15 protein-coding genes are annotated in these 13,951 nt (G+C 74.5%); 4 read left to right on the top strand and 11 right to left on the bottom strand.

Translation table 11 applies throughout. The features are described 5' to 3' along the window. Positions 1–76 precede the first annotated feature (76 nt). Together AB0M18_RS15460 and AB0M18_RS15455 are read left to right on the top strand one after the other, a co-directional pair. The gene (locus AB0M18_RS15460) at positions 77–1,303 is read left to right on the top strand and encodes a phosphodiester glycosidase family protein (protein ID WP_365757963.1); all 1,227 of its coding nucleotides are present in this window, start codon (positions 77–79) and stop codon (positions 1,301–1,303) included. 112 nt (positions 1,304–1,415) lie between these two features. Further along, positions 1,416–2,213 (top strand): VOC family protein, encoded by a 798-nt coding sequence (locus AB0M18_RS15455; RefSeq protein WP_365757961.1) that lies wholly within the window; start codon positions 1,416–1,418, stop codon positions 2,211–2,213. A 57-nt stretch (positions 2,214–2,270) separates the two neighbouring features. Here AB0M18_RS15455 and AB0M18_RS15450 read toward each other — a convergent pair whose 3' ends face one another. The 5 genes from AB0M18_RS15450 to AB0M18_RS15430 form a co-directional block, all read right to left on the bottom strand. Next, the gene (locus AB0M18_RS15450) at positions 2,271–2,465 is read right to left on the bottom strand and encodes a hypothetical protein (protein WP_365757959.1); all 195 of its coding nucleotides are present in this window, start codon (positions 2,463–2,465) and stop codon (positions 2,271–2,273) included. 246 nt (positions 2,466–2,711) lie between these two features. Next, entirely contained in the window at positions 2,712–3,857 is a 1,146-nt protein-coding gene (locus AB0M18_RS15445) for an acyl-CoA dehydrogenase family protein (RefSeq protein WP_365757957.1), read from the bottom strand. Beyond that, positions 3,854–5,062, bottom strand: coding sequence for an acyl-CoA dehydrogenase family protein (locus AB0M18_RS15440; protein WP_365757955.1), 1,209 nt, complete (start codon positions 5,060–5,062; stop codon positions 3,854–3,856). Before AB0M18_RS15440 ends, AB0M18_RS15445 begins: the two co-directional genes overlap by 4 nt. Continuing rightward, positions 5,059–6,027: an NADPH:quinone oxidoreductase family protein gene (locus AB0M18_RS15435; RefSeq protein ID WP_365757953.1), complete on the bottom strand. Its 969-nt coding sequence runs from the start codon at positions 6,025–6,027 to the stop codon at positions 5,059–5,061. The genes AB0M18_RS15440 and AB0M18_RS15435 overlap by 4 nt, the downstream gene beginning before the upstream one ends. Before the next feature lie 81 nt (positions 6,028–6,108). Then, complete coding sequence (locus tag AB0M18_RS15430) at positions 6,109–6,711, bottom strand: XRE family transcriptional regulator (protein ID WP_365757951.1); 603 nt, start codon at positions 6,709–6,711, stop codon at positions 6,109–6,111. 65 nt (positions 6,712–6,776) lie between these two features. On the opposite strand from AB0M18_RS15430, the gene AB0M18_RS15425 reads away from it, so the two are divergent. Next, positions 6,777–7,742, top strand: coding sequence for an NAD(P)/FAD-dependent oxidoreductase (locus AB0M18_RS15425; RefSeq protein ID WP_365757949.1), 966 nt, complete (start codon positions 6,777–6,779; stop codon positions 7,740–7,742). Between the two features lie 248 nt (positions 7,743–7,990). Next, positions 7,991–8,770: a VOC family protein gene (locus AB0M18_RS15420; protein ID WP_365757947.1), complete on the top strand. Its 780-nt coding sequence runs from the start codon at positions 7,991–7,993 to the stop codon at positions 8,768–8,770. A gap of 28 nt (positions 8,771–8,798) precedes the next feature. Here the strand turns inward: AB0M18_RS15420 and AB0M18_RS15415 are convergent, their stop codons facing one another. The 6 genes from AB0M18_RS15415 to AB0M18_RS15390 all read right to left on the bottom strand — a co-directional run bounded on the left by AB0M18_RS15415 (position 8,799) and on the right by AB0M18_RS15390 (position 13,806). After that, on the bottom strand, positions 8,799–9,557 hold the full coding sequence (locus AB0M18_RS15415) for a PIG-L deacetylase family protein (protein ID WP_365757945.1): 759 nt from the start codon (positions 9,555–9,557) through the stop codon (positions 8,799–8,801). After that, a complete protein-coding gene (locus tag AB0M18_RS15410; RefSeq protein WP_365757943.1) occupies positions 9,554–9,700 on the bottom strand; it encodes a hypothetical protein in 147 nt (48 codons plus the stop codon). Before AB0M18_RS15410 ends, AB0M18_RS15415 begins: the two co-directional genes overlap by 4 nt. A 65-nt stretch (positions 9,701–9,765) precedes the next feature. Next, complete coding sequence (locus AB0M18_RS15405; RefSeq protein ID WP_365757941.1) at positions 9,766–11,079, bottom strand: alpha/beta fold hydrolase; 1,314 nt, start codon at positions 11,077–11,079, stop codon at positions 9,766–9,768. 89 nt (positions 11,080–11,168) lie between these two features. Further along, positions 11,169–11,558, bottom strand: a complete 390-nt coding sequence (locus AB0M18_RS15400; RefSeq protein WP_365758301.1) for a VOC family protein — start codon at positions 11,556–11,558, stop codon at positions 11,169–11,171. Positions 11,559–11,712: 154 nt separating this feature from the next. Next, positions 11,713–12,543 (bottom strand): ammonia-dependent NAD(+) synthetase, encoded by an 831-nt coding sequence (nadE, locus tag AB0M18_RS15395; protein WP_365757939.1) that lies wholly within the window; start codon positions 12,541–12,543, stop codon positions 11,713–11,715. A 132-nt stretch (positions 12,544–12,675) separates the two neighbouring features. Beyond that, complete coding sequence (locus AB0M18_RS15390) at positions 12,676–13,806, bottom strand: sulfite oxidase (protein WP_365757937.1); 1,131 nt, start codon at positions 13,804–13,806, stop codon at positions 12,676–12,678. Between the last annotated feature and the right edge of the window lie 145 nt (positions 13,807–13,951).

Here is a 13,951-nt window from a genome sequence, read left to right as displayed (position 1 = left end):
TGGTCAACCATCGTGTCATTTGGGACATTTGAGGGGATGGCAGGGGACCCGGGGGGGAGCTGTGGCGGATCCATGTGTGCGTGCGCGGACGGTGGTGGCGCTGCTGCTCGCCTGGTGCGCGCTTGCCCTCGGCCTCGCCCCCGGAGCGACGGCCGCCCCGACGGCGGCCCTGGCGACGGACCCGTGGCAGGAGCTGGCGCCGGGGGTGGCGTACCGCGCCTTCGAGACGAGCGCCTCGCACGGCCTCGTCCGGGTGCATCTGCTCTCCGTCGACCTGCGGGCCGAGGGCGTGGAGGTGGATCTGCTGCATCCCGGCGCGGTGGCGGCGCGGGCGCCGCTGTCGGCGCTCGCGGACGCGCGCGGGGCGATAGCCGGGGTCAACGGGGACTTCTTCAACATCTCGGAGACCCAGCACCCGGGTGTCGACGCGACCGGCGCGTCGGTCGGTCCGGCGATCGGCGACGGACGGGAGCTGAAGGCGGCGGTGCCGACGGGACAGCGGTTCGGTCCGGCGCTGCCGCCGGGCACCGACACCCGTGAGGTGTTCGGGGTGGGCGTGGACCACCGGGCACGGATGGGGCGGCTGGCCCTGGACGGCACGGTCACGGACCCGGCGGGTGCGTTCCCGCTGGGCGGGCTGAACCAGTACGCGCTGCCGGTGGGCTCGGTCGGCGTCTTCACCGCCGACTGGGGCGCGGCCTCGCGGGCCCGGGCGGTGTGCGGGACGGACACCGACCGGGCGGCGGCGTGCGCGACGGAGACGTACGAGGTCACGGTGCGCGACGGGCGGGTGGTCGAGGTCGCGGACGCCCCCGGGCGCGGCCCGGTGGCCGAGGGCACCGAGGTCCTGGTGGGCCGGGAGGACGGGGCGCGGCGGCTGCGGACCCTGGCCGTCGGCGACCGGGTGCGGGTGCGGCACCGGCTGGTCGCGGAGGGCGCGGGCGTGCCGTACCGCTTCGCGGTGGGCGGCTTTCCGCTGCTGCGGGGCGGGGCGCCGCTGCCCGGTCTGGACACGGTGACGGCCGCCGTCCGGACCGCGGCGGGGAGCACCGACGGCGGGCGGGGGCTGCTGCTGATGGCCCTGGACGGCGCGCCGGGGCTGCGGGCGGGCATGACGGTGGCCGAGGTGGCCGCGCTCCTCGCCGCGTCCGGTGCGAGCGAGGGGTTCAGCCTGGACGGCGGGGGCTCGTCCACGCTGGTCGGGCGGACGGCCGACGAGCCCGCGGTGACGGTACGCAACCATCCCAGCGGGGGCGTCGAGCGGCCCGTGCCGAACGGCATCGGGGTCATGTCGCGGCACTGAGGCAGCGGGAGCCCGGTCCCGGCTACCGTGCGTCACCGAGCGGGCCGGGACGGATCTGGCTAGCGTGGCAGGCGAGACAAGGACGTCATCGAGCGGAAGAGAGAGTCTCGTCATGGCCTCACGACCTGAAGGCACGCCGGTCTGGACCGACGCGATGTTCACCGACCTCGAGGGTGCCAAGGAGTTCTACGGCGACGTGCTGGGCTGGACCTTCGGCGAGTCCGCCTCGGAGTTCGGCAACTACACCCAGGCCCTCAAGAACGGCAAGGCGGTCGCGGCGGTGGTGCCGCCGATGCCCGGGCAGGACGGTGAGCCGCAGTCGGCCTGGTGTCTGTACTTCGCGTCCCCCGACGTCGCCGCCACCGCCGAGAAGATCAAGGCCGCGGGCGGCACGCTGCTGATGGAGCCCATGCAGGTCGGCGACTTCGGCTCCATGTGCCTCGCGCAGGACCCGACGGGCACGGTGTTCGGCGTCTGGCAGGCCGGCATCCACGAGGGCTTCGAGCTCCAGGGCGAGACCGGCAGCTTCGTGTGGGCCGAGGTGTTCACGCGCGAGCCGGCGAAGGCGGACGCCTTCTACACGGCGGTGTTCGGCTACGGCTCGAAGAGGATGAAGGACGACCAGATCGACTACCGGGTCTTCGACCTCGGTGCCGATCCGCTGCTCGGCCGGATGGTGATGACGGCGGACGACTTCCCGCCGGAGATCCCCTCGTACATCCAGATCTACTTCGGCGTCGACAACTGCGACAAGGCCGTCGAGACGGCCGAGCGGGCCGGTGGCCGCAAGGTCTTCGGCCCGATGGACAGCCCCTTCGGACGCTTCGCGGCGCTGCTCGACCCGCAGGGCGCGGCGTTCGCGGTGATCGACGTGCGGACGACGGTCGGCGAGATGCCCGAGATGGAGTGAGCCGCGCGCGTGGCACGACGGGCGCCCGGGACCGCGGAGTGACGCGGTCCCGGGCGGTCAGGGCTTGAGGCTGGAGACCACGTTGGCGGTGGCGGCGACCCCGTTCTGGATGGTCGGCGCCATGCTGGTGCTGGCCAGGAAGAAGCCGAGCAGGGCGCAGACGACGGCGTGCGAGACCTTCAGGCCGCCGTTGCGGAGAAAGATCACGGCCAGGATCAGCAGCAGCAGGACGACGGATACGGAAATGGCCACCGGGCTCACCCTCCTTGCGCCGCACCGGGATTGCGGCGTTCGGCGGACAGTGTGACGGAAGGGACGATCCGGACGGCGGTATGGCGTGGCGGCCATCCGGGTGACGTTCCGGAGCAGGCCGTTCCCACGAGCCCGCCGGACACCTCGTGCGGGTGGCGGTCGCACGGCGGACGGATCGGGCTGCCGTGACGTCCACACCCCTCTCGCCATGAGCGGTCAGCGGAGGGGTGTGGACGCGGGCGCCCCCTACCTCGGGGCGGGCAGGTCGACGAGGGCGGCGATCGCGTCCTGGTGCCGGCCGGTCGAACCCAGCGCGGTCTGTGCGGACTTGGCCCGCTTCAGGGCCAGGTGCGCCGGGTGCTCCCAGGTCATTCCGATGCCGCCGTGCAGCTGGACGCACTCCTCGGCGGCGTGCACGGCGACCTTCGCGCAGTACGCCTGGGCGACGGCGACGGTCAGCTCGGTGTCCGGGGCGCCGGTGGCCAGCGCGTCGGCGGCGGCGCGGGCCGCCGCCCTGGCCCCCACCAGCTCCAGCCACAGCTGGGCCATCCGGTGCTTGAGCGCCTGGAAGGAGCCGACCGGCCGGTTGAACTGGTGGCGCTCCCTGGTGTGCCGGACGGTCTCCTCCAGGCACCAGGTCGCGAGCCCCAGTTGCTCGGAGGCCAGCAGTCCGGCGCCGGCGAGCAGTCCGCGCCGGACCGCCGCCCCGCCGGTCTCGGGGCCGGCGAGCCGGACGCCGACGGCGCCGGTGGTGTCGACGACGGCGAGCGGGCGGGTGAGGTCGAGCGGCACCTGCGGGATGATCCGGGCCTCCGCGGCCGGTACGGCGTACAGACCGTCGGCGCGCGGCACGAGCAGTACGTCGGCGGCGGCCGCGTCGGCGACGGCGGGCACCGGGCCCTCGGTCACCGGGTCGGCGCCGGGCGCCGTGGACAGCGGCACGGCGAGCACGGCGGTCTTCTCGCCCGCTGCCAGCACGCCGAGGAGTTCGGCGACCGGACCGTCGTCGGCGCCGAGCGCGAGCAGGGTCTCGGTGGCGACGACGGCACTGGTGAGGTACGGGGCGGGGGTCACGGCCCGGCCCAGCTCCTCCAGGACCACGGCGGCCTCGCGGTGGCTCGCGCCCTGGCCGCCCAGCTTCTCGGGCACGAGCAGTCCGGCGGCGCCGATGCCGCCGGCGAGGGCGCCCCAGAGGCCGGGGAGGTACGGGGCCTCGCCCTCGATCCGGGCGAGCACCGTCTGCGGCTCCGCCCGGTCGGCGAGCAGCGAGCGGACGGCGGCGCGCAGGTCCTCCTCGGCCTCGGAGTAGAGCAGATCGAGGTGAGCGGCCGGCGTGTCGCGCGTGTCAGGCGTCTCGGGCGTCTCGGGCGTCGGTTCCGGCGTCTCGGTCATCGGGCGAGGTCCTTCCAGGCGACGTCCTTGTCGTTGCGAGGCTCGGGCGGCAGTCCGAGGACCCGCTCGGCCACGATGTTGAGCAGCACCTCGGTGGTGCCGCCCTCGATCGAGTTGCCCTTGGCACGCAGATAGCGGTAGCCCGCGTCGCGGCCGGTGAAGTCGACGAGCTCGGGCCGGACCATGGTCCAGTCCCCGTACAACAGGCCCTCGTCGCCGAGGAGTTCGACCTCCAGGGCGCTGATGGCCTGGTTGAGCCGGGCGAAGCCGAGCTTCATCGCGCTGCCCTCGGGGCCGGGCTGGCCGGCCACCAGCTGCTGGCGGAGGCGTTCGCCGGTGAGCCGGGCGACCTCGGCGTCCACCCAGAGGTCGAGGAGCCGCCGGTGCAGGTCGTGGGTGCGCAGCTCGGGGCGGGCCCGCCAGGTGGCGGCGGCCTTGCCGATCATGCCGCCCTCGCGGGGGATGCGGGCCCCGCCGATGGAGACCCGCTCGTTCATCAGGGTGGTCTGGGCGACCCGCCAGCCGTCGCCGATCTCGCCGAGGCGGTGGGCGTCGGGGATGCGCACGTTCGTGAGGAAGACCTCGTTGAACTCGGCCTCGCCGGTGATCTGGCGCAGCGGCCGGACCTCGACACCGGGGTCGGTCATGTCGCACACGAAGTAGGTGATGCCGCGGTGCTTGGGCAGGTCGGGGTCGGTGCGGGCGATGAGGATCGCCCAGCGGGCCACATGGGCGCTGGAGGTCCATACCTTCTGCCCGTTGATCACCCAGTCCTCTCCGTCGCGGACGGCGCGGGTGCCGAGCGCGGCGAGGTCGGAGCCGGCACCGGGCTCGCTGAAGAGCTGGCACCAGACCTCCTCGCCGACCCAGAGCGGCTTCAGGAAGCGCTCCTTGACGGCGTCGGAGCCGAATTCGAGGAGGGTCGGGGCGGCCATGCCGAGGCCGATGCCGATCCGGCGCGGGTCGTTGTCGGGGGCGCCGGCGGCGGCGAGTTCGGCGTCCACGACGGCCTGCAGGGAGCGCGGGGCGCCGAGCCCGCCGAGGCCCACGGGGTAGTGCACCCAGGCGAGGCCGGCGTCGAAGCGGGCGCGCAGGAAGTCGCGGCGGTCGGTGGTGCCGGGCGGGTGCCCGGCGAGCAACCGCCGGGTGCGGTCCCGGAGTTCGGCGGCGTCGGGCGTCCCGGCGGGGGCGGGGTGTCCGGTCATGCGCGGGCTCCTTCCGGGAGGACGACGAGCCGGCCGGTGGTGACGCCCTCGGAGAGCCGCTGCACGGCGTCGGCGGCGGCCGCGAAGGGCACCCGCTCGCTCACGTACGGCTTGATCAGGCCCTTGGCGGCGAACTCGGTCAGGGTCTCGTGGCAGCGCAGGACGGCGGCCGGGTCCTTGAGGTTGTACAGGCCCCAGTGCAGGCCCAGGATCGAGTAGTTCTTCACCAGGGCGTGGTTGAGGGCGGGGGCGGGCACGGTGCCGCTGGCGAAGCCGACGACCACGATCCGGCCCTCGAAGGCGACCAGCTTGGCGGACTGCTGGTAGGCGGCGCCGCCGACCGGGTCGTAGATCACGTCGGCGCCACGGCCGCCGGTGGCCTCCTTGACGGCCGCGACGACATCCTCGGCGTGCCGGTCGACGACGGTGTCGCAGCCCAGCTCGCGGGCCACGGCGGCCTTGTCGGCGCCGCCGACGACACCGATGACGGTGGCGCCGGCCGCCTTGCCGAGCTGGACGGCGGCGCTGCCGACGCCGCCCGCGGCGGCGTGCACGAGCAGCGTCTCGCCCTCCTTCAGGGCGGCCCTGCGGTGCAGGCCGAACCAGCCGGTCTGGTAGCCGATGTGCAGCGCGGCGGCCTCGGCGTCGTCCAGGGCCTCGGGCGCGGGGAGCAGCGCGGCGGCGTCGGCGACGGCGTACTCGGCGAGGCCGCCGTGCGGGAGGGCGGGGGTGGCGATGACCCGGCGGCCGTCCTCGGTCTCGGCGCAGATCTCCACGCCGGGGGTGAAGGGCAGCGGGGGCCGCACCTGGTACTGGCCGCGGCAGAGCAGCGCGTCGGGGAAGTTGAGGCCGGTGGCCCGGACCTTCAGGAGTACCTGCCCCGGCCCGGGCACGGGCGCCGCGACCTCGTCGAGCTGCATCACCTCGCCCGGCTCGCCGTTCTCGTGCACTCGCCATGCCTGCATCCGGGCCTCCACGTGCTGTCGTGCGTCCTGCGCGGTCGACCGCATACTAAGCGGTCGCTTGGTCGGAGGGGAACCAGGCTCTCAGGACTTCTTCGGCCGGGCCCGTACGTGCATCCGCTCGCCCTGTGGGCCGAACAGGCTCAGGAACTCCACCGGCCGGTCCCCCGCCGGACCGAACCAGTGCGGCACCCGGGTGTCGAACTCCGCCGCCTCCCCGGCGCCCAGCTCCACGTCGTGGTCGCCGAGCACGAGGCGCAGCCGCCCGGAGAGCACGTACAGCCACTCGTATCCCTCGTGCACCCGGGGATCGGGCTGCTCGGCACCGGGCTCCTGGAGCACCTTGTACGCCTGGAGGCCGCCGGGCTGGCGGGTCAGCGGGTACAGGGTGCGGCCGTGGCGGCGGATCGGCCTGGCCTTCACCCGGGGGTCGCCGACCGGGGGCGCGCCGACGAGTTCGTCGAGCGGGACCTGATGGGCGCGGGCGATCGGGAGCAGCAGCTCCAGGCTGGGCCTGCGCTGCCCCGACTCGAGGCGGGAGAGGGTGCTCACGGAGATGCCGGTGGAGGCGGAGAGGTCGGCGAGGGTCGCTCCGCGTTCGCGGCGGATGCGGCGCAGGCGGGGGCCGACCTCGGTGAGGACGTCATCGATGCGGTCGTCGTCTTCGGCGCGGTCGTCCTGGGTCATGTTCTCCATTGCAGAAACGGCAACTTTGTTTGTCAAGCGGGTGTGGGAGTGGCGACCCTCGCGGCATGAACGCACACAGCTCGCGGAGCGAATACGACGTGGTGGTGATCGGCGGCGGCGCGGCCGGCCTGAGCGCGGCCCTGGTGCTGGGCCGGGCCCGCCGCAGCACCCTGGTCATCGACGCGGGAGAGCCGCGCAACGCGCCCGCCGCCCATATGCAGGGCTATCTCGGCCTCGACGGCACGAGCCCGGCCGAGCTCCTGGCGACCGGGCGCGAGGAGATCGCCGCGTACGGGGTGGACTGGACGAAGGGCCTGGTCACGGCCGCGACACCGGAGCCGGACGAGGGCTTCGCGCTGGACCTGGCGGACGGGCGCCGGGTGCGCGCGCGGCGGCTCGTCGTCACCACGGGTCTGGTGGACGAGCTGCCGGACGTGGCCGGGGTGGCCGAGCGCTGGGGCCGGGACGTCATCCACTGCCCGTACTGCCACGGCTGGGAGGTGCGCGACCGGGCCTTCGGAGTGATCGCCCACCCCGTGATGCCGGCCCATCAGGCCCTGATGGTCTCCCAGTGGTCCCCCGACGTCACCCTCTTCCTGCACACCGCCCCCGAGCCCTCCGCCGAGGACACCGCCCGCCTCGCGGCGGCCGGGGTCACGGTGGTGACCGGCGAGGTCGCCGGGATCGTCGCCGAGGACGACCGGCTGACGGGGGTTCGGATGGCGGACGGCCGGGTCGTCCCGCGCGAGGTGCTGTTCGTCGGCACCCGCACCGTGCCCCGCGACGGGCTCCTGACCGCCCTCGGCGCCGAGACCCACGAGACGCCCTTCGGCCGCTTCGTCACCGTCGACGAGTCCGGCCGCACCTCCGTCCCCGGCGTCTGGGCCGCCGGCAACGCGGTCGGCGCGTTCGAACAGGTCGTCAACGCGGCGAGCGGCGGCTACCGCGCGGCGGCGATGATCAACGGCGACCTCCTGATGACGGACCTGGACCGCAGGGTCGCGGAGGGCGCGGGCGCGCGGGGCGTGTGAGGTGGACCCGGCCCACGCCCGGTGCGGCCCCTCCCGGGCACGGGCCGGGGCCCGGTGCGCTGCGCCGTGCGGATGAAACCCGGCGGGCGGGGCTGCGCCCGCCCTTGCGGAGGGCGAGGATCGGCCATGGTGGCCGGAAAGCCCAGACAGCCCGACACCCGCGACAGCGCACCACGGCCCGGCACCGCACGATCCGGCATCCGCCGTGACGGCACGGCCTCCCCACCCGGAAGGACGGGACTCACCCCATGCTCGGTACGGACTTCATCACCGGCTCCCCCGACTGGCTCGACCTCGGCAGCCCGGACACGGCCGCCGCCGCCCAGTTCTACGGCCGGGTCTTCGGCTGGGACTTCGTCTCGGCGGGCCCCGACGCCGGCGGCTACGGCTTCTTCCAGCAGGACGGCAAGACCGTCGCGGCGCTCGGCCCGCTGACGGAGGAGGGCGCGAGCAGCGCCTGGACGGTCTACTTCCAGACCCCCGACGCGGACGCGACCGCGAAGGCGGCGGAGAAGGCGGGCGGCACGGTGCGCGCGGCGGCCTTCGACGTGATGGACGCGGGGCGGATGGCCGCGCTGACCGACCCGGCGGGCGCCGAGTTCGCGGTGTGGCAGCCGAACGCGGTCAAGGGCCTGGAGCGCACCTCGCAGAACGACACCCTGGTCTGGGTCGAGCTGCACGTGCCCGACCCGGAGACCGCTCTCGCCTTCTACCAGGGCCTGTTCGGCTGGCGCTGGCAGGAGATGGAGTCCTCGGGCATGACCTACCGGGTGCTGCTCACCGCCGAGGGCGAGCCGCAGGACGCCTCCTTCGGCGGTGCGGCGCCGCGCCAGGAGGGCATGGACAGGTCGATGTGGGTGCCGTACTTCATGGTGACGGACGCCGACCGCACCTCGGTGACGGTGCAGGAGAACGGCGGCTCGGTGCTGCTGCCCCCCTCGGACGTGCCGGACGTCGGCCGACTCGCCTGGTTCACGGACCCGTTCGGCGCGCCGTTCGCGGTACTGCGCCCCGACCCGAACATGTAGGCCGGCCCGGCGGCGGCCCGGACGCCCCCTAGCGGGGGAACACCTCGAACGCCACCGCCGGGCGGCCGCCGAAGCGGGCCGAGGCGCGGCCGGTGGACTCGGCGACGAAGGTGCGGCAGTAGTCGTCGACGTCCTGGTCGGTCAGCGCCTCGATGTAGGTGCGGTGGGCGCGCAGGGAGTGGGTGGCGCGGTCCAGGCCGGGGGTGGCGTCGACGGCGTGGGTGGGGAGGTTCGAGCCGGCGACGGCCACCCACCGGACCCCGTTCCAGGGGGCGAGGCCCTGGTCGGTGAGCTCGGGGAAGATCCAGCGGTTGCCCGCGTCGGCGGCGGCGTCCAGGACGGCGCGGCCGACGGCGCGGTGGTCGGGGGTGTTCCAGAAGCCGCCGGGCTCCGGGCCCCAGGTGTCACGGTGGTTGAGGGTGATGACGAGTTCGGGCCGGTGCCGGCGGATCGCGGCGGCGATGTCGCGGCGCAGGCCGAGCCCGTACTCGATCACGCCGTCGCGATGGTCGAGGAACTCCACGGTCCGCACGCCCACGATCGCGGCGCTCTCGCGCTGCTCTCGTTCGCGCAGCGGGGCGCAGGTGGCCGGGTCGAGGGTGTCGATGCCGGCCTCGCCGCGGGTGACGAGGAGGTAGGCGACCTCCTTGCCCTGGTCGGTCCAGCCGGCGACGGCGGCGGCGCAGCCGTACTCCAGGTCGTCGGGGTGGGCGACGACGGCGAGGGCGCGCTGCCAGTCGCCGGGCATCTCGGCCAGCGGCGGGGCCTGTTCGGTGTTCTCGCTCATACGGGCAGGATACGAGCGAACCGGGTCTGGACGACGGAGCGTTCGTCGGCGAAGCCGAGATCGACGACGGCGTCGGCGTGGTGAGCGGCCGGGCTGCCGGTGACGCCGGTGAGGGTGACGCACCATGAGCGATCGGTGAGCACCGCTTGGACTTTCGTCCGCGCACGAGGGCGCCCCGGGGGGGCGCCTGGGGTGCCGACGCCCCCGCTCAGACCTCGTCGCGGACCAGGCCGAGCAGCCGGTCGAGGACGCGCGGGCCGCCGGCCCGGACGCCGTCGTGCTCGAACTCGTCGGTGACCCAGGTGCGCAGGCCCCGGATCGTCCGTGCGGTCCGCAGGGAGTGGGCGGTGTCCACGTACATGTCGTCGTGGTAGACGGCGGCGGCGACCGGCACCTCGTTGGCGGCGAGGCGGGCCGGGTCGTAGAGCGGCGCCCAGTCGGCGCGGGCGGCCAGGTGCTCGGCGGTCTCGCGCAGCGGGATCAGCGCCGGGTCGGTGGTGAAGTGCCAGGGGTGGATGCTCTCGCCGGTCAGCGGCACCGGTCCGTCGCCGGTGAGCGCCTTGGCCGCGTCGAAGACGGGGAACTCGGCGCGGACCCGCTCGGCGGCCCAGTCGGTGGCGCCGTGTCCGAGGCCCGGGCCCTGGGCGTAGATGACCTCGTGAAGCACGGCGTAGAGCGGATGACCGGCGAAGGAGAGCTGCGCCTGCACGGCTTCGAGGAAGGCGTCGGAGAGCGCGGAGCCGCCGGGGGTGGGGACGAACGCGTCCTCCAGGAGCAGATGGAGCTGGTGGGTGCCCTGGCCGGTGCCGAGGAGGATCCCGAGCGACTGGAAGGCCTCGGCGGTGAGGGTGCCGCCGCCGGGCAGGGTCGCGGGCCGCTCCAGGAGGTGGGCGGCGACGGCCCGCACCCGCTCGACGTCGTCGGGGTAACGGGCGTAGTGCGCCTCGTTCTTGCGCAGGATCCGCGGGTACGCGGCCCGGTAGACCTCGTCGGCGGTGGCGCCGAGCGAGGGCAGGCCGCCGGTGATGAGGACGGTGGCGAGGCCCTCGGGCGCGGTGGAGAGGTAGTGGGTGGCGCAGAAGCCGCCGAAGCTCTGCCCGAGGACGGTCCACGGGGCGCCGCCGGTCAGCTCGCGGCGGATCAGCTCGCAGTCCTTGACGATGGAGTCCGCGCGGAAGTGGGCCAGGTAGTCCGCCTGCTCGCGCGGGGTGCCGCGGAGCGGCAGGGTCTGCCGGTTGGCGGGGGTGGAGCGGCCGGTGCCGCGCTGGTCCAGGAGCAGCACCCGGAACTCGCGCACGGCGCGCCCGAGCCAGGCCTGCGGGCCGATGAAGCGGCGGGCGCCGAAGCCGGGGCCGCCCTCCAGGTAGAGCAGCCAGGGCAGGTCGGTGCGGTCGGCCTTGTCGGTGGCGACGACCTCACGTCCGTACAGCTCGATCGTCTCGCCGTCGGGGCGGGTGTGGTCGAGCGGGACGGTGTAGTGGCGGTCGGTGAGGACGAGTCCCGGCTGACGGTACGTGGACACGGCGTACGACTCCTGTTCGTGTGCGCCCCCGCCAGGACAGTGGATCACATGGCGGGGGCGCACGCCGCCCAGGGGGCGGAAGAGCCTGATCAGCGCTGGAGTACGGCGATGACGTTGCGCGCGGGGTCGGTGAACCAGGCGATGGCGGCCGGGCCGCGCTCGTCCCGGACGACGCCCTTCGCGTCGGACTCGAAGCCCTCGTAGCGCTCGAACGTGACGCCCTTGTCGGTCAGCGCGTCGACGGCGGCGTCGATGTCGTCGACCTGGAAATTGAGCACGGTGAAGCTCGCCGGGCTGTGCTGGTCGCCCTTCGGGTAGACCATGACCCGCGCTCCGCCGGCGAGGGTGAGGAACAGCATCCGCATCTCCCCGGAGCCCTCCAGCTCGGCCTGGAGGCCGAGCGTGTCGCCGTAGAAGGCGCGGGCCGCGTCGAGGTCGTCGACCGAGAAGCTGCTGAATGCCGTGGTGCTGCCGAACAACACGGGTGGTTCTCCCTTCGGTGGGGCGTCTGCTGACGTCCCCACAGGGCACACCACGCCCCGGGCGCCCGGCCGCCCCCGCCACGCGGAAACGGCCGGATGGTCCCCCGCCTGTCACCCTCGGGTGACCGCGCCCGGACAGGGCCCAAGGGCCTCAGGGCGCGATCGGCAGGCTGCGCTTGTGGGCGGTGAGGCGGTAGCGGCGCACGATCGCGTCGAAGGCCGCCTCGCCGACCGGCTTGCCCTCCAGGAAGTCGTCGATCTCGTCGTACGTCACGCCGAGCGCGTCCTCGTCGGGCTTGCCTGGGTCCAGGGTCTCCAGGTCGGCCGTCGGGGTCTTCCACACCAGCCCGGCGGGGGCGCCCAGCTCGGCCGCGACCGCGCGCACCCGGCGCTTGGTGAGACCGGTGAGCGGGACGAGGTCGGCTGCGCCGTCGCCGTGCTTGGTGAAGAATCCGGAGACGGCCTCGGCGGCGTGGTCGGTGCCGACCACCAGACCGTCGTGGGCGCCGGCCACCGCGTACTGGGCGATCATCCGCTGGCGGGCCTTGATGTTGCCCTGTACGAAGTCCTGGTGGTGCGCGTCGCGGAAGGCGACGCCGGCGGCCAGAGCCGCGTCGAGGGCGGCGTCGCTGGCCGGCTTCACGTCCACGGTGAGGACCCGGTCGGCCTGGATGAAGCCGAGGGCGAGCTGCGCGTCGTGCTCGTCGGCCTGGACGCCGTAGGGCAGGCGCATCGCGTAGAAGACGGCCTCGTGGCCGGCGGCCCGGGCCCGCTCGACGGCGAGCTGGCAGAGCCGGCCCGTGGTGGTGGAGTCCACGCCGCCGCTGATGCCGAGGACCAGGGAGCGCAGGCCGGTGGAGGTGAGGCGCTCGGTGAGGAAGGCCACCCGGCGCTCGATCTCCGTCCTCGGGTCGAAGGTCTCGCCGACCTCCAGCTCCCGGGCGATCTGCTGCTGCAGGGCGGTGGTCTCCGGGTCGGTCACGAATGCTCCTCGGTCATGCGGTGTCTGTCCTGCGGTGTCTGTCCTGGGGCGTCCGTCCGGCGGTGACGGTCGGTCCCGTTCGACTCTATCCGGCCGCGCGGACACCCCCGGACGGCGATCGGGTGGGACGGGTCACTCCGGCAGGCAGTGCACCTCGACGCGCTGCACCAGGTTGTTCCCGAAGCCGCCGCGGTTCCAGGGGGCCGTGAGCGGCTGGGTGCGGCCGGTGGCGTCGGTGGCGCGGACGGCGAGCAGGTACGTGCCCGGGCTCGCCGTCCAGTTCGCGCGCCAGGCCGCCCAGGCCCAGGGCCGGTCCGGGTCGGCGGTGACCTCGGCGTCCGTCCAGGTCTCCTCGCCGTCGACGCTGAGCTCGACCCGGACCACGGGCGCGTGCCCGGACCAGGCGCGGCCGGCCAGCGGCACCGGACCGGGGCGGACGACGCGGGCCCGGGTCATGAAGTCGGGGAAGCCGGGCGGGATCATCAGGGCGCGCGGGGCGATCAGGGTCACCGGCTCGCCGGGGTCGTCCGTGTCGTCAGCGGCGCGCCGGTATCGGTAGGCGACGGCCTGCTGGAAGCCGGTGAAGGGGGTGTCGGTGACGGTGACCGAGCGGAGCCACTTCACCGAGGCCATGCCGTACCAGCCGGGCACGACCAGGCGCAGCGGGTGCCCGTGCTGGGGCGGCAGCGGGGCGCCGTTCATGGCGTACGCGAGGAGGACGCCGCGGCCGGGGTCGGCGGCCAGGTCGAGCGGGAGGCTGCGCTGGTAGTCCTGTTCGGTGCCGCGTTCCACGCCGTGGTCGGCGCCGGTGAAGACGGCCTCGACGGCGCCGGGACGCGGGCCCGCCTCGGCGAGCAGGGCGGCCAGCGGGACGCCGGTCCAGTCGGCGGTGCCGACGGCCTCGGCCAGCCAGGGCTGACTGACCGGCCGGGGCGCGAGGCGGGCCCGGCCGTTGCCCGCGCACTCCAGGGTGACCCGGTGGGTGACGGCGGGGCGGGCGCGGAGGGCGGCGAGGTCGAGCGAGAGCGGACGGTCGACGAGGCCGTCGAGGTCGAGCCGCCAGGTGTCGGCGTCGGTGGCGGGGATGTCGTAGTGCACCAGGACGTAGTGCAGGCCGGGCGGGCTGGTGTCGTGGCGGAGCGCTTCGAGCGGCAGGCCGTGATTGCGGGCGGCGAGGGCCAGCTCGGCGGTGCTGATCCCCTCGTCGGGCCCGGCGACGCGGCCCGGCGCGCTGACGTCCCCGAGTCCGGGCGTGCCGTCCATGCTTCTCATGGTGCGCCGTCCGGGCCCCGGCGGCATCGCGGAGGACCGGGCGCACCGGGTCCGGCCCGGGCGGGCACCACGGGCGGTCCGCTCCTCGGAGACCGCCGTCCCGTTCGGCCCGGGCCGCCGGGTGGCGTCGCTGCCG

The organism is Streptomyces sp. NPDC051909 (assembly GCF_040681095.1).
Lineage (GTDB): Bacteria > Actinomycetota > Actinomycetes > Streptomycetales > Streptomycetaceae > Streptomyces.
Note: the sequence above shows the minus strand (reverse complement) of the source record. Positions and strands in the feature narration are given on the sequence as shown.